20 protein-coding genes are annotated in these 17,282 nt (G+C 72.8%); 8 read left to right on the top strand and 12 right to left on the bottom strand.

The window, feature by feature from the left end; genetic code table 11:
• Positions 1-280: 280 nt before the first annotated feature.
• Positions 281-1,063 (top strand): tetratricopeptide repeat protein, encoded by a 783-nt coding sequence (locus tag ACYF6T_RS04450; RefSeq protein WP_461693553.1) that lies wholly within the window; start codon positions 281-283, stop codon positions 1,061-1,063.
• Here ACYF6T_RS04450 and ACYF6T_RS04445 read toward each other — a convergent pair.
• Complete coding sequence (locus ACYF6T_RS04445) at positions 1,029-1,517, bottom strand: universal stress protein (RefSeq protein ID WP_461693551.1); 489 nt, start codon at positions 1,515-1,517, stop codon at positions 1,029-1,031. The two genes, ACYF6T_RS04450 and ACYF6T_RS04445, sit on opposite strands and share 35 nt — an antisense overlap.
• A gap of 364 nt (positions 1,518-1,881) precedes the next feature.
• On the opposite strand from ACYF6T_RS04445, the gene ACYF6T_RS04440 reads away from it, so the two are divergent.
• From ACYF6T_RS04440 to ACYF6T_RS04430, 3 genes are all read left to right on the top strand, one after another.
• Positions 1,882-2,556 carry a glycoside hydrolase family 11 protein gene (locus ACYF6T_RS04440; protein WP_461693550.1) on the top strand — a complete coding sequence of 225 codons (675 nt, stop codon included), beginning with the start codon at positions 1,882-1,884 and terminating at the stop codon, positions 2,554-2,556.
• The gene (locus ACYF6T_RS04435) at positions 2,553-3,236 is read left to right on the top strand and encodes a polysaccharide deacetylase family protein (protein WP_461693548.1); all 684 of its coding nucleotides are present in this window, start codon (positions 2,553-2,555) and stop codon (positions 3,234-3,236) included. Before ACYF6T_RS04440 ends, ACYF6T_RS04435 begins: the two co-directional genes overlap by 4 nt.
• 192 nt (positions 3,237-3,428) lie before the next feature.
• Positions 3,429-4,484, top strand: a complete 1,056-nt coding sequence (locus ACYF6T_RS04430; protein ID WP_461693719.1) for a M23 family metallopeptidase — start codon at positions 3,429-3,431, stop codon at positions 4,482-4,484.
• 68 nt (positions 4,485-4,552) lie between these two features.
• Here ACYF6T_RS04430 and ACYF6T_RS04425 read toward each other — a convergent pair whose 3' ends face one another.
• The 5 genes from ACYF6T_RS04425 to ACYF6T_RS04405 form a co-directional block, all read right to left on the bottom strand.
• A complete protein-coding gene (locus ACYF6T_RS04425) occupies positions 4,553-4,750 on the bottom strand; it encodes a hypothetical protein (RefSeq protein WP_461693546.1) in 198 nt (65 codons plus the stop codon).
• Between the two features lie 311 nt (positions 4,751-5,061).
• Positions 5,062-6,390 carry an enolase C-terminal domain-like protein gene (locus ACYF6T_RS04420; protein WP_461693545.1) on the bottom strand — a complete coding sequence of 443 codons (1,329 nt, stop codon included), beginning with the start codon at positions 6,388-6,390 and terminating at the stop codon, positions 5,062-5,064.
• Between the two features lie 80 nt (positions 6,391-6,470).
• Positions 6,471-7,847 (bottom strand): gluconate:H+ symporter, encoded by a 1,377-nt coding sequence (locus ACYF6T_RS04415; RefSeq protein ID WP_461693717.1) that lies wholly within the window; start codon positions 7,845-7,847, stop codon positions 6,471-6,473.
• Between the two features lie 91 nt (positions 7,848-7,938).
• Positions 7,939-8,700 carry a sulfite exporter TauE/SafE family protein gene (locus tag ACYF6T_RS04410; RefSeq protein ID WP_461693544.1) on the bottom strand — a complete coding sequence of 254 codons (762 nt, stop codon included), beginning with the start codon at positions 8,698-8,700 and terminating at the stop codon, positions 7,939-7,941.
• 68 nt (positions 8,701-8,768) lie between these two features.
• Positions 8,769-9,197, bottom strand: a complete 429-nt coding sequence (locus tag ACYF6T_RS04405) for a helix-turn-helix domain-containing protein (RefSeq protein ID WP_461693543.1) — start codon at positions 9,195-9,197, stop codon at positions 8,769-8,771.
• A 72-nt stretch (positions 9,198-9,269) separates the two neighbouring features.
• Between ACYF6T_RS04405 and ACYF6T_RS04400 the strand changes: the two genes are divergently transcribed.
• Positions 9,270-10,157, top strand: coding sequence for a class I SAM-dependent methyltransferase (locus tag ACYF6T_RS04400; RefSeq protein WP_461693541.1), 888 nt, complete (start codon positions 9,270-9,272; stop codon positions 10,155-10,157).
• Between the two features lie 35 nt (positions 10,158-10,192).
• Here the strand turns inward: ACYF6T_RS04400 and ACYF6T_RS04395 are convergent, their stop codons facing one another.
• From ACYF6T_RS04395 to ACYF6T_RS04380, 4 genes are all read right to left on the bottom strand, one after another.
• Entirely contained in the window at positions 10,193-11,116 is a 924-nt protein-coding gene (locus ACYF6T_RS04395; RefSeq protein WP_461693539.1) for an expansin EXLX1 family cellulose-binding protein, read from the bottom strand.
• Between the two features lie 139 nt (positions 11,117-11,255).
• Entirely contained in the window at positions 11,256-11,687 is a 432-nt protein-coding gene (locus ACYF6T_RS04390; protein ID WP_461693538.1) for a tetratricopeptide repeat protein, read from the bottom strand.
• Between the two features lie 81 nt (positions 11,688-11,768).
• A complete protein-coding gene (locus ACYF6T_RS04385; RefSeq protein ID WP_461693537.1) occupies positions 11,769-12,239 on the bottom strand; it encodes a MarR family winged helix-turn-helix transcriptional regulator in 471 nt (156 codons plus the stop codon).
• A gap of 131 nt (positions 12,240-12,370) precedes the next feature.
• Positions 12,371-13,489 carry a caspase family protein gene (locus ACYF6T_RS04380; RefSeq protein ID WP_461693536.1) on the bottom strand — a complete coding sequence of 373 codons (1,119 nt, stop codon included), beginning with the start codon at positions 13,487-13,489 and terminating at the stop codon, positions 12,371-12,373.
• 172 nt (positions 13,490-13,661) lie between these two features.
• Here ACYF6T_RS04380 and ACYF6T_RS04375 point away from each other — a divergent pair, with 172 nt between their 5' ends.
• From ACYF6T_RS04375 to ACYF6T_RS04365, 3 genes are read left to right on the top strand one after another with little or no spacing between them, the layout of a single operon-like run.
• The gene (locus ACYF6T_RS04375; protein ID WP_461693716.1) at positions 13,662-14,840 is read left to right on the top strand and encodes an MFS transporter; all 1,179 of its coding nucleotides are present in this window, start codon (positions 13,662-13,664) and stop codon (positions 14,838-14,840) included.
• Between the two features lie 34 nt (positions 14,841-14,874).
• Positions 14,875-15,576 (top strand): haloacid dehalogenase type II, encoded by a 702-nt coding sequence (locus ACYF6T_RS04370; protein WP_461693534.1) that lies wholly within the window; start codon positions 14,875-14,877, stop codon positions 15,574-15,576.
• Positions 15,573-16,091, top strand: a complete 519-nt coding sequence (locus ACYF6T_RS04365; protein ID WP_461693532.1) for a MaoC family dehydratase — start codon at positions 15,573-15,575, stop codon at positions 16,089-16,091. Before ACYF6T_RS04370 ends, ACYF6T_RS04365 begins: the two co-directional genes overlap by 4 nt.
• Before the next feature lie 132 nt (positions 16,092-16,223).
• Here the strand turns inward: ACYF6T_RS04365 and ACYF6T_RS04360 are convergent, their stop codons facing one another.
• Positions 16,224-16,556 carry a DUF6510 family protein gene (locus ACYF6T_RS04360; RefSeq protein WP_461693531.1) on the bottom strand — a complete coding sequence of 111 codons (333 nt, stop codon included), beginning with the start codon at positions 16,554-16,556 and terminating at the stop codon, positions 16,224-16,226.
• Between the two features lie 12 nt (positions 16,557-16,568).
• Positions 16,569-17,282 carry a ferredoxin reductase gene (locus tag ACYF6T_RS04355; RefSeq protein WP_461693529.1) on the bottom strand — a complete coding sequence of 238 codons (714 nt, stop codon included), beginning with the start codon at positions 17,280-17,282 and terminating at the stop codon, positions 16,569-16,571.

Below are 17,282 nucleotides of genomic sequence, written 5' to 3'. Positions count from 1 at the left end.
CCACAGCCCCCGACGACCAGCGAAACCAGACAGCTTCAGGTCTTGTCGCCGGCGCGGCCCGCGTGGTCCTGGTGGAGGCGGGGGCGGCGACCACGGCACCAGGCGAGAGGGATACGGCAGGCCCGGTTCGGAGGCCGCGCTCGCGACGACGGTGGTGGCCGCCATGGCCACCAGTGCCTGGCAGCCGGCGCGCACCGGCGTCGTACGGCAGGCGCTGACGGCCGTGTGACAGTCACACCTTGAGGAGTTCGTCCGTCAACACCCGGAAGCGAGTGCGGAGTTGCGGGCGCTGTCGCAGCAGGTCGCCGCCGCGCTGACGCCGGCCGAGCGGGCCTGGTCTCCCGGGCCGGCCCGTTCGCTGTCCAACCTCGGGCAGCGGCTGCGGGATCTGTGGCGCTGGGAAGAGGGCCTGCGGGTCGAAGAGGAGGCCATGGAGGTCTTGGAGCAGTTCGCCAAGGCCAACCCGGCCGCCTACGAGTCCGCGCTCGCCCGCTCCCTGGCCAACCTGAGCACCCGTCTCGGCCACTGCGGCCGGCCCCAGGAGTCCCTAACCCGTGCCGAGCAGGCTCTGGCGATCCGGCGCCGTCTGGCCGGGGCCGCGCCGGACGTCCACGGGCTCGGACTCGCCGAGTTCCTCGCCGCGTTGGGCTCCGCCCTCGCCGCTGCGGGGCGGCACGAGGAGGCCCCGGCCGCCGTGACGGAGGCGGTGCGCCGCCTGGGCGAGCTGTCCGAGGCCGAACCCGACGCCCATCGGGAACGGCCGGCGCGCGCCCTGGTCGCCTTCGCCAAGGTCAGCCTCGACGGCGGGCACGACCTCGCCCCCGCCTTCGCGGCGTCCAACGAACTGCGCGGACGGGACGCCCGCGCCCACGAGCCGCCCATCGCCGCCCTCCTCGCCGTGCGCGCCGGCCTGCTGCCGACCGAGGCCAAGGCCCTGCACCGGTTCCCGCGCACCGGCGACCCGGCAGGGACGACCGGCATGACGTTCCCGCTCCGGCCACCGCGCCGGCACCGGGGGCAATGGGCCGTCACCCGTGCGGGGGCGGGGGCGGGATGGTGGTGAGGCCGGGGGCCGGTTCGGGCCAGACGAGGAGGACCGGGCACGGCGCGTGGTCCACGACGAAGCGGCTGGTCGGGCCGAGACTGCGCGGCCCCAGATGGGTGCGGTCGCCGTCGCGGGCCAGCACGAGCAGGTCGGCTTCCTCGGCCGCCGCCACGACCTCGCGTTCGACGCGTCCGGTGCGCTCGGTACGGGTGCAGGGCCGGCCCAGCCGGTCGGCGGCGGCCCGCAGGAGCTGTTCGGCGGAGACGGCGGCGAGGCGCTCCACCCGGGTTCCGGGGTCCCTCTCGGGGTGGCCGCGGCCGAGCAGCCCGGCGAAGGCGCCGTGCGCCACACCCGGCACGTCGGCCGGGGTGACGTGCAGCAGCACGATGTCGGCGTCGGCCGGCGCGTGGTCGCGGGCGGCGTCCACGCAGGCGGGCCAGGTGCCCTCGACGATCCAGACGACCACGGCCATCGTGTCAGCCTCCTCGGATCAGGGTCTGTGCACCCACAGTGCCACCCCCGCGGCGACGGCCGGAGCCGCCTCGCCAGGTCGGACACGGCGGCCCTCAGCTCCGTACCGCCACCGATCACCGGAAAATCTTCGAAACATTCGAAGGGCAGCCGGTCGGCTTTGATCTAGCCGCATGACGCCTGTCGCCGGAATATGTGAACCCTACGTTCGCCCTTGACGTTTGAGCAGCACATATTTTGCCACGAACGGTTTCGGGTACCGCGAATGTTTCGCCTTTATTGCCGAAACTATTGACGCTTGACGGGGACAGGCCAACACTGTTCGACCAAAACCCGGCCTCGGACGTCGAGGAGGAAACCCCCACATGAACGCCGTACCCGCACACCCCATGAGCCGCAGGGGCGCCTGCGCCCTGCTGCTGGGCGCCACGGCGACGCTGGCGCTGCCCGGCACCGCACGGGCGGCCACGGTCATCACCACGAACCAGACCGGCACCAACAACGGCTTCTACTACTCGTTCTGGACGGACTCCCAGGGCACGGTCTCCATGACCCTGGGCTCCGGCGGCAACTACAGCACCACCTGGAGCAACACCGGGAACTTCGTCTGCGGCAAGGGCTGGAGCAACGGCTCGCGCAGGACCGTGAACTACTCGGGCAGCTTCAACCCCTCCGGCAACGGCTACCTGTCGCTGTACGGATGGACGTCGAACCCGCTCGTCGAGTACTACATCGTCGACAACTGGGGCAACTACCGGCCCACGGGAACGTACAAGGGCACGGTCACCACCGACGGCGGCACGTACGACATCTACCAGACGACGCGGTACAACGCCCCGTCCGTCGAGGGCACCAAGACCTTCAACCAGTACTGGAGCGTGCGCCAGTCGAAGCGGACCGGCGGCAGCATCACCACCGGCAACCACTTCGACGCCTGGGCACGCGCGGGGATGCCCCTGGGCAGCTTCGCCTACTACATGATCCTCGCCACCGAGGGCTACCAGAGCAGCGGCAGCTCCAACATCACGGTGGCGTCATGAGCAGCGCGGGCCGCCTCCCCTTACGCCCGCTGGCGGCCGCCGCGGCCGTCGCCCTCGCCGCTGCCGGCACGCTCACCCTGGGCACCGCCCCCGCGCAGGCCGCGACCTGCTACGGCTACGTCGGACTCACCTACGACGACGGCCCGTCCGGCAACACGTCCGCCCTGCTGAACGCGCTGAAGCAGAACGGGCTGCGGGCCACCATGTTCAACGAGGGCCAGTACGCCGCCGCCTACCCCGCCCAGGTGCGGGCCGAGGTCGCGGCCGGCATGTGGGTCGGCAACCACAGCTACACGCACCCGCATCTGACCCAACTCGCCCAGTCCCAGGTCGACTCGGAGATCTCCCGGACCCAGCAGGCCATCGCCGCCGCGGGCGGCGGCACGCCGCAGCTGTTCCGGCCGCCGTACGGCGAGACCAACTCCACGGTCAAGGCGGTCGAGGCCAAGTACGGCCTGACCGAGATCATCTGGGACGTCGACTCGCAGGACTGGAACGGCGCCAGTACGGACGCCATCGTGGCGGCCGCCGGGCGCCTGACCAACGGCCAGATCATCCTCATGCACGACTGGGCCGCCAACACCCTGGCCGCCGTCCCGCGCATCGCGCAGGGGCTGGCCGCCCGCGGCCTGTGCGCCGGCAGGATCTCGCCGCAGACGGGGCGTGCCGTGGCCCCGTGACGGCCTGAACGCCCCGCCGGACGTCACCGCTGCCTCTTCGGGCAGGCCAGTCTGCCCCGCAGGCCGGTGACGTCCGGTCGGGGAGCCGTTACCGTCCCGAGCGTGAGCGAGGAGAAGGACGGTACGGCGGGAAGTGCGGGCGACCACGCACCGCAAGCCGTCGGTCCCGCTCCTCCCTCTCCTCTCCCTTCTCTGCCTTCTCCTCACACTCCGAAGAAGCCGCGCCGACCGGGCCCGTTCGCGCTGATCGTGGCGCCCGGTCTGCTCGCCCTCACCGGCGTGTCGACGTTCCTCGCGCTCACCGGCGGCCTCTCCCCCGTCCTGTCCCAGGACCCGGACCCGGCCGCGCAGTCCGTCGGCAACGTCGACGGCTCCTACGTTCCCTGGCTGCGCAAGGCCACCGCCGCCTGCACGGCCGTCACACCCGCCCTGCTCGCCGCCCAGATCGATCGGCTCTCGGGGTGGCACGACGACTCCGCCAGCCTCTCGCAGCACGGCATCGCGCGTTTCACGGACGCGCAGTGGCGGATCTGGGGCCGCGACGACGACGCCAACGGCCGTTCCTCGCCGCACGACGCGGTGGACGCGATCATGGCCCTGGGCCGCCGGGACTGCTCGCTCGCGAAGAAGGTGACCGGCCTGCGGACCAAGGGCACCGTCAACGGCGACCTCGCCGACCTCACGCTCGCCGCGTACACGGCCGGCCCGGACGCGGTGGCGAAGGCGGGTCAAGTGCCCGGCAGCGCCCGGGCGTTCGTCCGCGAGGTCAAGGCGCGGCTGCCGCAGTACGACGCCCTCGTGCAGCGGAACCCCGAGCAGAACGACGGCCGGAGCACCGCCGCCTGGCTGTCGCCGCCGGTCGCCACCATGACGGTCACCTCGCCCTTCGGATCGCGCAAGCACCCGCTGACCGGGGTGACCAAGCTGCACACCGGTGTGGACTTCGGCGCGCCCGCCGGGGCCCAGGTCTCCGCCGCGCGGGCGGGCCGGGTCGAGTTCGCGGGGATGACGACGGCGTACGGCAACCGGGTCGTCATCGACCACGGCACCCTCGACGGCAAGCGGCTGGAGACGACCTACAGCCACCTCTCGGCCCTCCAGGTCACGGCGGGCCAGACCGTGACGGCCGGCGCCCCGGTCGGGCTGGTGGGCTCCACCGGCCTGTCCACCGGGCCCCATCTGCACTTCGAGGTCATCCTCGACGGCCAGTACACCGATCCGATGGCGTGGTTCGACTCCGGGAGCTGACCGGCTCGTTCACGGTCCGGGGCCCCGGATCAGCCGATCCGGGGCCCCGAGGTGCGCGTTGCGCGGCGTCAGGCGGCGGTGCCGTGGAGGCTCAGGCCGGCCTCCAGGCCCTCGGGCGACACGACGGCCTCCAGGCCGGCGCAGACGTCGCCGAGCGGCGTGTTGAGGAACAGGCCGCCGGAACCGCCGGCCGCGAGGCCGCCGGAGACGTGGTCCAGGTCGGCGTCGGAGATCTCGGTCGTGGCGACCTGGGGGGCGAGGTTCATGGCGTGCGATTCCCTTCGAATGTGCACTGGTGAACGGCTGAGTTCGCAGATCAAACCACGCCCACCTGCGAACTTCCAGCCGTCGCGAGCCCGGCGCAGGAGTGCTGTGGCGCCGGGCTTCACGGGCGTGACGGCGCGGTGACCGAGTATGCGGACTCCTTCACACGCCCTGTCGCTCCGCTGCACCCACCGCTGTCGCGGGCCGTCGCCGTGCGGCTCGGGCCGGCGCGGTCGTGACGGTCGTTCAGGTTCCGGGCGGCCTGCCGGTGAACGGTGTGCAGGTTTACCGGAGGTTAGGCGCCCGCGCGGACTCAGCGCACCAGGCACGGGCGCTTCGCGTCGAACGTCCAGTCCTCGACCAGATAGCGCATCCCGACGGCGTCGTCACGGCTCGCCGAGCCCAGCGTCCGGTACAGCTCGTGCGCCGCCCGCAGCCGTTCGGCGTCCAGGCGGACACCGAGCCCGGGCGCGTCGGGGACGGCGACCTCGCCGCCGACGATGCGCGGGGGCTCCACGGTGAGCCGCTCCAGCCCCTCCTGCCAGATCCAGTGCGTGTCGAGGGCGTTGTACTCGCCCGGGGCGGCGGCCCCGCAGTGGGTCATCATCGCCAGGGAGATGTCGAAGTGGTTGTTGGAGTGGCAGCCCCAGGTCAGCCCGGTCGCCTGGCACAGTTGCGCGACCCGGACCGATCCCCGCAGGGTCCAGAAGTGCGGGTCGGCGAGCGGGATGGACACCGACTGCAGGGCGAGGGCGTGGGTGAGCTGCCGCCAGTCCGTGGCGATCATGTTGGTGGCGGTGGGCAGTCCGGTGGCCCGGCGGAACTCGGCGAGGATCTCCCGGCCCGAGTAGCCGTCCTCGGCACCGCAGGGGTCCTCGGCGTAGGCGAGCGTGCCGAGGAGCGGACGGCACAGTCCGACGGCCTCGCGCAGGGACCAGGCGCCGTTGGGGTCGAGGGTGACGCGGGCGTCGGGGAAGCGCTCCTTGAGCGCGGTGACGGCCTTCACCTCCTCGCTGCCGGGCAGGACACCGCCCTTGAGCTTGAAGTCGCGGAAGCCGTAGCGGTCGTACGTGGCCTCCGCCTGGCGGACGATGGCCTGCGGGGTCAGCGCCTCCTCGTGCCGGATGCGGTACCACTCGACGTCCGCGTCGGGTTCGCGGACGTAGTCCAGGTCCGTGCGGTCCGGGTCGCCGACGTAGAAGAGGTAGCCCAGCATCCGTACGGTGTCGCGCTGCTGGCCGTCGCCGAGCAGGGCGGCGACCGGGACGCCGAGGTGCTGGCCGAGCAGGTCCAGCAGGGCCGACTCGACGGCCGTGACGGCGTGCACGGTGGTGCGCAGGTCGAAGGTCTGGGCGCCGCGGCCGCCCGCGTCGCGGTCCGCGAAGGTGTCGTGCATCGCGCGCAGGACGCGGTTGTGGTCGCCGAGCCGGGCGCCCACCACGAGGTGTTCGGCCTCGCGCAGGGTGCGCGTGATGGGTTCGCCGCCGGGCACCTCGCCCAATCCCGTGCGCCCTTCGGAGTCTTCGAGGACGAGGACGTTGCGGGTGAAGTAGGGGGCGTGCGCGCCGGAGAGGTTGAGGAGCATGGAGTCCCGGCCGGCGACCGGGTAGACGGAGAACTTGGTGACGACGGGCTGGCTCATGACGGGCGGACCGCTCTCGTGAGTGGGCGACGGGGACTGTGCGTGCTCTGCGCGTGCCGGGTGTGTGCCGTGCGCGTGCCTCAGACCTTCAGGGCGTCCAGCACCTGTTCCAGGACGAGTACACCGCCCAGGCCGAGGACGGCGAGCACCGTTGTGTACGTCGTACGCGCCTTGATCGCGTCGATGACCGAGAGGTTGAAGTACTCCTTGAACATCCAGAAGCCCGGGTCGTTGACGTGTGAGAAGGCGATGGATCCGCAGGAGACGGCGAGCACCATGACCTCGGGGTGGACACCGCTGCCCGCGAGCAGCGGCAGCGCCACGCCGGAGGCGGTGACGACGGCGACGGTGGCGGAGCCGAGGGCCACGCGCAGGATGACGGCGATCAGCCAGGCCAGGATGATCGGCGATATGGACCAGTGGTCGGTGGAGTCCTTGATGTAGTCGGAGATCCCGCCCTCGACGAGGACGTTCTTGAAGGCGCCGCCCGCGCCGATCACCAGCAGGATCATCGCCATCGCCTGGGCGGCCTCCCGGCAGGAGGTGCCGACCTCCGCCAGGCTGCGCCCGGTCCGCGGTCCGAACGCCCAGACGGCGACCAGCAGGGTGAGCAGCAGGGCGATGGGCGCGGAGCCGATGAAGGCGACGAAGTGCAGCAGCGGCCCGTCCCCGGAGTCGGCGAGGTCGGTCACCGCGGCTCCGGCGATCAGCACCACGGGCAGCAGGGCCACCGACAGCGACCAGCCCATGCCCGGCATCTCCTCGTCGTCGAAGACGCGCTCGCTGACCAGGCCCTTGGGGATCGCGGGGTTCATCGTCCGCACGAAGGGCAGCCGCGGCCAGACCAGGGCGACCAGCGCGCCGACCGGGACGGCGATGAACAGGCCGTAGAACAGGGTCAGTCCGACGGAGGCGTGGAAGGTGGCGGCCACCGCGGTGGGGCCGGGGTGCGGTGGCAGGAAGCTGTGCATGGTGGACAGCGCGATGGACATCGGCAGCCCCACCCAGAGCAGGTTGGAGCGGGTGACGCGGACGAGGGTGAAGGCGACCGGGACGATGATGACGAAGGCGACCTCGTAGAACATGGTGACGCCGATGAGCATCGCGGACAGCACCATGGCGAGCTGCACCCAGCGCGGTCCGCACAGGTCGAGCAGTCGTCCGGCGATGCGCTGGGCGGCACCCGAATCCCCCATCACCCGGCCGACCATGGCGCCGAGCCCGATGGTGAGCATGGTGTCACCGATCTGGTCTCCGATGCCCTCGGACAGGACGTCCGGGATGTCCTCCAGCGGCAGGCCCCGGACCAGGGCGACGCCCACGGCGACCAGGAGCAGGGCGGCGAAGCCGTTCAGTCTCAGCTTCGTCATCAGCACGAGCAGGACCAGAACGCTGACTGCTACCACAAGGAGCGGCATGCGGCAGTTCTCCTTTGAACTGTTCTCTCTTGAACTGATCTCTTGTTCTCATACGAAGACCGCGTCTACATATGAGGACGGAGGCTAGATGCATGATCCCGGTCGGTCAATGGGGTGCGCACGAATCGATCTACGATCGCCAGAGGGAGACGGCCAGCCCCAGCCCCGCCAGGGCGACGGCCACCCGCAACGGCCGCTCCGGCAGGCGCCGTACGACGACGGGCCCGATCCGGCTGCCCAGCAGGCAGCCGAGGCCCAGGGCCGCCGCGGCGGACCAGTCCACGGGCGCGAGGAAGGCGTAGGCCACCGCGGCGGTCACGTTGGCCGCACCGGTGGCGATGTTCTTCACGGCATTGGTCACGCGCAGCGACTCGTTCACGGACAGGGACAGCACCGCCAGCATCAGAACGCCCGCCGCCGCGCCGAAGTAGCCGCCGTAGAGTCCCACCAGGAGCACCGCGCAGGCCAGCGGCAGCCGGCCGCGCGGCCCGCCGTCGCCGGACCACGACCGGCTCGCCGCCAGTCGACGCAGGGGGTCGCGGGCCAGGATGAGCGCCGAGCCCAGCGCGATCAGCCACGGCACGACCCGGTCGAACGCCGACGCGGGCGTGGACAGCAGCAGCGCCGCCCCGGCCGCGCCGCCCACCGCCGCGAGGACCGCGAGCCGCACGAGACGCCGGCGCTGGCCTCGCAGCTCCTCCCGGGAACCGGCCGCCGCGCCGAGGGTGTTGGTGAACAGCGCCACGGTGTTGGTCACGTTGGCGGCCACCGGCGGGAGCCCGGCGGCGAGCAGTGCGGGATAGCTGAACAGCGAGGCGAGCCCGGCGATGGACCCGCTCAGCCCGGAGGCGACGCCCGCAACGACGAGCAGCAGCGCGGACCAGACGCCCAAGACGGCCTCCCCCTCTGGTTCAAGGAGGGTCATCCTCTCCCGGAGTCGTCTCAAATGGAAGACGGTGTCTACATAGGGAGACGAGAGGGGTGGTCGGCCCTGCCGCGGCGCTCCTGCTCCACACGCAGCAGGCGGCGGAAGGCCGGGCATTCGAGGTGGCTCGGCGCGGAGCAGGCGGCGGCATGACGCAACGAGTCGCGCAGGACACGCAGTTCGCGGATCCGCCGGTCGAATTCCGCCGCCTTGCCCGCCGGCAGGTGCCGGTCGATGCGGAGCCGTCCGTCCGGCCCGAACATCCCGGCGATCTCGTCGAGCGAGAACCCCGCGGCCCGTCCCAGGCCGATCAGCGCGAGGCGTTCCAGCACCTGCGGGTCGTACTGACGGCGCAGCCCGCGTCTGCCGCTGGAGGCGATCAGCCCCTTCTCCTCGTAGTACCGCAGCGTGGAGGGACGCACCCCGGCGCGCTGCGCCACCTCGGCGATGTCCAGTTCCGTCATCCTTGACCTCAAGTCGGCTTCAAGCAGCACGCTGGCATCCCGCCCCGGCGAAGGCAAGGAGAGGAGACGGTCATGGCTGTCACGCGCAGGACCGGCGAGGAGCAGTCGGCCCGCTGGAACGGGTCGGCCGGGCAGGCCTGGGTTGCGTCGCAGGCGGTGCTCGACCAGGTGCTGAGGCCCTACGAGGAGCTGCTCCTCGACGCCTTGGGCAGCGCCGTCGGCCCCGCGGGGCACCTGCTCGACGTCGGCTGCGGCACCGGCGGCACCACGCTCGCCCTCGCCCGTCGGCTCGGTCCGGGCGGCCGGTGCGTCGGCGTCGACATCTCCGAGCCGATGATCACGGCCGCCCAGCAGCGCGCCGACCGGGAGGGAGCGGGCCGGCGGGGCGCACCGGTGTCCTTCGTCCGCGCCGACGCACAGCGGTACGCGTTCGAACCGGCCTCCTTCGATGCCGTCGTCTCCCGTTTCGGGGTGATGTTCTTCGACGACCCCGTGGCGGCCTTCACCCGGCTCAGGCGGGCGGCGAAGGACACGGGCGTGCTCCGGTTCGTCGCCTGGCGCGGCCTCGCGGAGAACCCGTTCATGACGACGGCCGAGCGCGCCGCGGCCCCGCTCCTGCCGCACCTGCCCGTCCGCCGGCCCGACGAGCCGGGGCAGTTCGCCTTCGCCGACCCCGACCGGGTGCGGGGCATCCTGGCCGACAGCGGCTGGCACGGGATCGACCTCCGGGCGGTCGACGTGCCCTGCACGATGCCCGAGCCGGAGCTGATCCCCTACTTCAGCCGGCTCGGACCGGTCGGCCAGGCCCTGCGCGAGGTGGACGAGGACACGCGCGCGCAGGTCGTCGACCGGGTGCGGGCCGCGTTCGACGTCTACGTCCACGGCGCGGAGGTCCGCTTCACCGGGGCCTGCTGGCTGGTCGCCGCCCGGGCCACGCCCGGCGGGACGCCCACCTCCTGAGCCCGGCCCGGCAGTCGGCGTTCAGCGCCTGGCGCTCAGTGCTCGGCGAACTGGACCCTGGTCGGCTGCACGGCGTTCGGCCGGATCGTGATCCCGTCGACCGTGAGCCGCTGCCCGTAGATGTCGGTGACCCTGATCGGACCGCCGCAGCCGCCGCCGTCCCCGGAGAGGAAGTAGTTGTAGTCGGTGCGCGTCAACTGCCGCCAGGAGCCGCCGGCTTGCACTTCGAGCCGGGCCAGCGGATTGCGGTGGTCCAGTACCTGGATGCCGCACCAGTACCGGGTGGAGCCGGTCTTGTAGCGGATGGACAGCGTGCCGACCGCGCCGGGGCTGGCGAGCTGCCAGGTGATCGGGATGCGGCCGGCCGAGGGAGCGGCGAGTCTGGCGAACGCCTCGGCGCTGAGGTCGATCTGCCCGGGCGCGCACTCCCCGGGGCACTCGTTGGTGATACGGACCGTGATCGCGGCGCCGCTGGCCGCGCGGACCCGCACGTACGCGCCGCACGCCTTGGCCGACTCGTAGTCGGCGGTGTTCATCGCCCCGGTCATGACGTCGGAGCTCGCGTCGTACAGGCAGGCGCCGGTGCCGTCGGAGTCGTAGAAGGTGGCGACGCCCCGGTAGGTGACGCCGGGGCGGATGCGCCCCGCCAGCGGGGCGGTCCCGGAGGCCGCTTCGGCGGTGGCGGCCGTGGACGGCTTCGCCGGGGCGGTGCGCGCGGGGGCGTGCTGCCTGGGCGCGGCGGTCGCCCTGGCCTCCGCCGAGGGCCGCGCCGACGTGCTTCTCGCGGGGGCGGACGGGGTCGAGGAGCCGTCGGCGGCCGGGGCGTCCGCCTGCGTACGGGCGACGGGGCCGGCCCGGCCGGATCCGGCGTCGGCCTTGTGGCCGGGCAGCAGCACCACCGTCACGGCGACGGCGATGAGCGCCACGGCCGCCGAGACGAACAGCCATCGTCTGCCCACCGGACCTCCTCGACCGCCGCCGCCCGTTGCGTGGGAGGCGGGTGGGGCGATCGTGCCGGAGCCCGGAACACGGCGGCAAGCACGACCGGCCCGACCGCCCGCGCGCGGGAGTGCCCGTGTCCCGGAAGCGGAGCGGCGCTCAGTCGTCGTCCCGGAACTCGCCCGAGAACGCGGCGGCCATCCGCAGCCACGGCTCCGCCTCGGCCCCGCGTCCCTGGCGTTGCAGCGTGCGGCCCAGCATCAGATGGGCGTAGTGCTCCACCGGGTCACGCTCGACGATGCGCCGCAACTGCTCCTCGGCGCGCCGCAGCTGGGCCGAGTGGTAGTAGGCGCGGGCCAGCAGCAGCCGGGGGCCGGTCTGTTCCGGCGCCTCCTCCACCACGGCGGTGAGCAGGCGTGCGGCCCCGATGTAGTCCCTCGCCTCGAACAGCAGCCGGGCCCGCTCCCAGCGTTCCAGGGTGGTCTCCTCGTGCGGGACGCCGACGCCGTCGTCGAACAGGTGCAGGGCACTGGCCCAGCGGTCGGGCGCCACACCGTCGTTCGCCGGGTACTGGTTGAAGGTGTCGGTCATCGTGGCCCCTCCATCTGGTTGACACGTCAACGCTGTCCGTGCAACCCGACGCCGCGCCCCTCTATTCCCCCCTCGCGGCGGTCAGGACGGCGGCTCCTCGTCCAGCCTCCGCAGCACGCGCTCGGCGATCTCGGCCAGGGTCCGCAGCTCAGCCGGGGTGACGTGGTCGAGGAACAGCTCGCGCACCGCCTCCACGTGTCTCGGGGCGGCGGCCTCGATCATCTCCCGTCCGGCGTCCGTGATCACCACGAAGGCGCCGCGCCCGTCCTCGGGGCACTCGTCCCGCACCACCAGCCCGCGCCCGACCATACGGGAGACGTGGTGCGACATCCGGCTCTTCTCCCACTCCAGCGCCCTGGCGAGCTCCACGAACCGCCGCCGCCCGTCCGGTACGTCGGTCAGCTCCACCAGCACCGCGAAGTCCGCGGCGGACACATGGGACTCGGACTGCAGCAGGCGCGCCAGCCGGCCGCGCAGCCTGTCCTGCAGCCGCAGAATGCCCCGCCACGCCTGCTGCTCCTCCGGCGTCAGCCAGCGGACCGTCTCCTCCATGAGGTCAGTGTAGATCTGGTTGACACATCACCGAGCAGCCGGCACCGCGGGACGGGCGCAGGCCCGCGCCGCCGGCGCCTTCGCGAACCCGCCCCACCTGAGACGCCGCCCCACCTGAAGCACACCCCGCCTCAGACCGTCCGCCGCACCCGCGCGGTGACCGCCGCCAGGCAGGCCGCGTACGTCTCCCGCTGGTTCCAACTGAACATGACGGTGCGCGAGTTGTTCGCCACCCCCTGCTCGGGCTTCGCGCTCACGGTCCGCAGCTGGTAGCCGTCCTGCGCGGTGGCGAGCTGTACGTAACCGTTGCCGAGGAGGGTGGGCTCCTTGGACTGCACCTTGACGACGTCGGCGAAGGGGATCACACAGTCCCGGGCGCCGGTGGCCCTCCCCATGAGCGTGCGCCTGATCTCGGCCCGGTCCGAGTAGAGGGTCACGCTCGCGGTGTAACCCTTGAACACCACGGGCTCCTCCGCCCCTTGGGCGACCACGGCGGGGAGCTGCCCGGCCCGCCGGGCGGCTCGCGCGATGGGCACCCGGTATTCGAGCTCGGCCCACATCTGCGGACTCTGCTTCACCCCGGCGGCCAGGATCCGCTCGTAGACGTATCCGTACAGCTCGTGGACATCGACGAACCCGTCCCCGTCCCGGTCCGCCTCCCCGGTGCGCAGGCCCTCGATCACGGCTCCGGTGAACCGGGAGGGTTCGGGCGCCAGCCGCGTGAGAACGTCGCCCTCCCACGCGTACTCGGTACGGTTCGTGGCGGTGAGCACCGCCCGCCCGTGGCCCGCCAGTTCCTCCCTCACGTGCACCGCCGCGTCGCCCTTCGCCCCGGGCAGGAAGGCGCCGCTGTAGCAGCAGTCGAGGAGCACCACGATCGACCTCGCCCGGCAGCGGCGCATCTGCTCGTGGACGAACTCGGCGGAGGTCGCGGTGGACGCCAGGAGCCGGCGGTCGGTGTCCCGGGCGGCGAAGTAGAGCCTGCCGTCGTCGTCCTTCACGCCGTGGCACGAGACGTGCAGCAACAGCAGGTCGTCCCGGCTTCGGTCCAGGAAGAAGGCTTCGAGGGACCGGGCGACCTCCGGCTGCGGCCGGTCGACGACCCGCGTGACCTCGAACCCGCCGATGTCCGGATCCCCGAGGACCTCCGCGAGCCCGCCGGCGTCCCGGACCGGTGAGCGCAGCGTCCTCAGCGCCGGATCCGCGTACACGCCCGTCGCGATGAGCAGCGCACTGCGCCTACCCGGCATGACCACCGACCGCCATCGAGTCGGCCCCGGCCGCGACATCCCCCGACAACCGCATGCGCCGGAGCATATCGCCCGCGGCGGCGGACGTTCCGCGTAAGCCTTGCCCCGCGCCCGCACCCCACCTAGCCTTTATTTTGTGCCGCTGATAAACAAATCCCGTATGCACAGCGCCGTGCCGGGCACCGGCAGCGACCTCACCCGACTCCGTCTCGTCCTCACCGTCTTCTTCGCCCTCGACGGCTTCGTCTTCGCCGGCTGGGTCGTCCGCATCCCCGCCATCAAGGCCCAGACCGGCGCCTCCGCCAGCGCTCTCGGACTCGCCCTGCTCGGGGTCTCCGCCGGCGCGGTCGTCACGATGATGCTCACCGGCCGGCTCTGCCGCCGGTTCGGCAGCCACCTCATGACCGTGGTCTGCGGTGTCCTGCTGTCGCTGAGCGTCGCCCTGCCCCCGCTCACTCACTCGGCCCTCGCCCTCGGCGCCGTGCTCCTCGTCTTCGGCAGTGCCTACGGCGGCATCAACGTGGCCTTCAACAGCGCCGCCGTCGACCTGGTCACCGCGCTGGGCCGGCCGATCATGCCCAGTTTCCACGCCGCGTTCAGCCTCGGGGGCATGCTCGGCGCGGGCCTGGGCGGGCTGGTCGCCGGTCTCCTCTCCCCCACCCGGCATCTGCTGTGCCTGACGGTGATCGGCCTGGTCGTGACCGCCCTGGCCGGGCGCACCCTGCTGCGCATCCCCTCCCCCAGACCGCCGGAGAGCACACCGAAGGACGCCTCCGCGCGGCCCGCGCGGCGCCGCCTCGACCCCCGCACCCGCGGCCTGGTGATCACCTTCGGTCTGATCGCCCTGTGCACGGCCTACGGCGAGGGCGCGCTGGCCGACTGGAGCGCCCTGCACCTGGAGCAGGACCTGGACGCCGGCCCGGGCGCCGCGGCCGTCGGCTACTCCTGCTTCGCGCTGGCCATGACCGTCGGCCGGCTCACCGGCACCCGGCTGCTGGAGCGGCTCGGACGGACCAGCACTTTGGTGTACGGCGGCACGACGGCCGCCGCCGGCATGCTGCTCGGCGCGCTCGCCCCCGCCCTGTGGGCCGCGTTCCTCGGCTTCGTGATCACCGGGCTGGGCCTGGCCAACCTGTTCCCCGTCGCCGTCGAACGCGCCGGGCGCCTCGCCGGCCCCGACGGCGTCGCGATCGCCTCCACCCTCGGCTACGGCGGCATGCTCCTCGGACCGCCCGCCATCGGGTTCATGGCGGACTGGTTCTCGCTGCCCGTCGCGCTCACCAGCGTGGCGGCCCTGGCCGCGACGGCCGCGCTCATCGGTGCCGTGACCCGCCACACGGCAGGCCGTTGAGCAGGTGGTCCGCCCACCGGAAGGGAGCGCCACCGTGTCCGACGCAGGCCGCCCGGGCCCGCGGGTCCTGGTCTTCGACGTGAACGAGACCCTCAGCGACCTCACCCCGCTACGCACCCGCCTCGCCGAGGTCGGGGCGCCACCGGAACTGCTGCCGACCTGGTTCGCGGGGGTGCTGCGGGACGGTTTCGCGCTCACGGCGGCCGGGGCGTACGCCGGTTTCGCGGAGGTCGCCCTCGACGGGCTGCGCGGCCTGCTGCCCGCCGTCGAGGGGTGGACCGGCGACGTGGAGGCCGCGGCCCGGCACGTCGTGGACGGCTTCGCGCACCTGCCGGTGCACCCCGACGTCCCGGACGGCGTACGGCGGTTGAGCGAGGCCGGGTTCCGGCTGGTGACGATGACCAACGGCAGCGCGGAGCTGACCGAACGGCTGCTGTCCGGTGCCGGCCTGCTGGACCGTTTCGAGGCGGTCCTCGACGTGGGCGGACCGCGTCGCTGGAAACCCGCGCCGGCCGCCTACCACCACGCCGTCGAGCGGGCCGGCACCCGCCCCGACCAGGCCCTGCTGGTCGCCGTGCACCCCTGGGACGTGGACGGCGCCCGGCGGGCCGGGCTGCTGGGGGCCTGGGTGCGGCGCGGGGCGGCCGGTTACCCACGGACGATGAGCGAGCCGACGTACACGGTGGGCGATCTCGGGGAACTCGCGGACGTGCTCGGCCTATGCTGCGGGGAATGACGACACCCGCCACGACCGCGCTCGGCGACGCCGACTTCGCCGCCCCCATCGAGGACCGTTGCTTCGAGGACTACGTGCCGGGCTCGGTGTTCGCGTACGGCAGCATCACGGTGACCGAGGAGGAGATCCTCCGCTTCGCCGGCGCGTTCGACCCGCAGAGCATCCACACCGACCCCGCGGCGGCCGAACGCGGCCCCTTCAAGGGGCTGATCGCGAGCGGCTGGCACACCTGCGCCGTCATGATGCGCCTGTACGCCGACCACTACATCAGCAAGACGGCCGGCCTGGCCTCCCCGGGCATCGACGAACTGCGCTGGGTCCGGCCGGTGCGCCCCGGCGACAGCCTCTCCATCCGCACGACCGTCCGGCAGGCACGCGTCTCGCGCTCCAAGCCGGACCGCGGGCTCGTCCACACCGGTGTCGAGGTCCTCAACCAGCGCGGCGAGACGGTCCTCACCCTCACCGCCATGAACCTCCTGCTGCGCCGCACGCCTCGTGAGCAGGTGCATTCCTGACGTACCGTCAGTTCACCGACCCGGCAGGCACGAACACCGGCCCGACCATGTCAGCGGGCCGCTCGGCGGGTACACGGCGGCGACCAACTCCCCCGCCACACAAGGTACTTGGGCCTCCCGCTCGGTCGCGGGTCAGGCGGTGCGGAACCGGAAGGCACCGGTGCCGCCGCCGAGGGTCAGCCAGATGTGCTCGCCCTCCCTGACCAGTCTCAGGGCGATGTACGCGCATCCGGGGCAGCGGGCGGTCAGGCCCGGCTCGGGACCGTAGACGTGCAGCTGGGCGAGCGGACCGGAGCGCGCGCACTCCGGGCAGCGCCACCAGGCGGTCGTCGGCTCCGCGGAGAGGATCTCCGAGAGCGGGCCGGCCAGGCAGTTGCCGTCCAGGCGGGTGGTGTCGAGGCGGGCCGAGTCGGCGTCGGCGGTGTCCGGGTGGATGGGGCCGGGGTGGGTGGTGTCGTCGGGCATCGGGGCCTCCGGTCAGCCGAAGCGTTCGGTGCGGATGGTGGCGGGGTCCCGGCCCAGGCCGGTGAGCAGGTCGGCGGCCGTCTCGACGAAGGCGGTGGGGCCGCAGACGTAGACGGGACTGGCCGGATCGAGACGGCCCGCCCTTTTCTCCAGGTCCTCCTGGGCGAGGCGGCCCACCGCGCGCGGACTGCCGGGCGGCGCCTGGCGGGTGAAGAGCAGGTGGACGTCGAGGCTCGGGCCGCGGTCGGTCAGCTCGTCGCCGTACCAGACCTCGTCCGGGGTGCGCACCGAGTACAGCAGGTGGAACGGGGCGACCGACCGGGTCTCCCGGTGGGCCCGGACCATGGCCATCAGCGGCACGACCCCGGAGCCGCCGGCGACCAGCAGCACCGGCTCGGGCCGCTCCGGCCGCCAGACGAACCAGTTGCCGAGCGGACCGCGCACCTCCACCTCGGCGCCCTGCGGCAGCCCGTCGGCCAGGTAGGGCGAGACCTCCCCGTCGGCCACGGCCTGCACGCCCAGCTCGATGCGGTCGCCGTCGGCCGGCGCGGCGAGGGAGTAGCTGCGCACGGCCTGGTAGCCGTCGTCGGCCGTCAGCCGCACGTCGACGTGCTGGCCGGCGAGGTGGCCGGGCCAGCCCGGCACCGTGAGGACGAGGGCGCGGGCGGTGGCGGTCAGCGGGCGGCGCTCGACGAGCCGGGCCGGGCGCCAGGCGAGGGCCGCCAT

Source organism: Streptomyces sp. 7R007 (assembly GCF_054850255.1).
The sequence above is the reverse complement of the archived record's forward strand: the minus strand, read 5'-3'. Positions and strand labels throughout refer to the sequence as shown.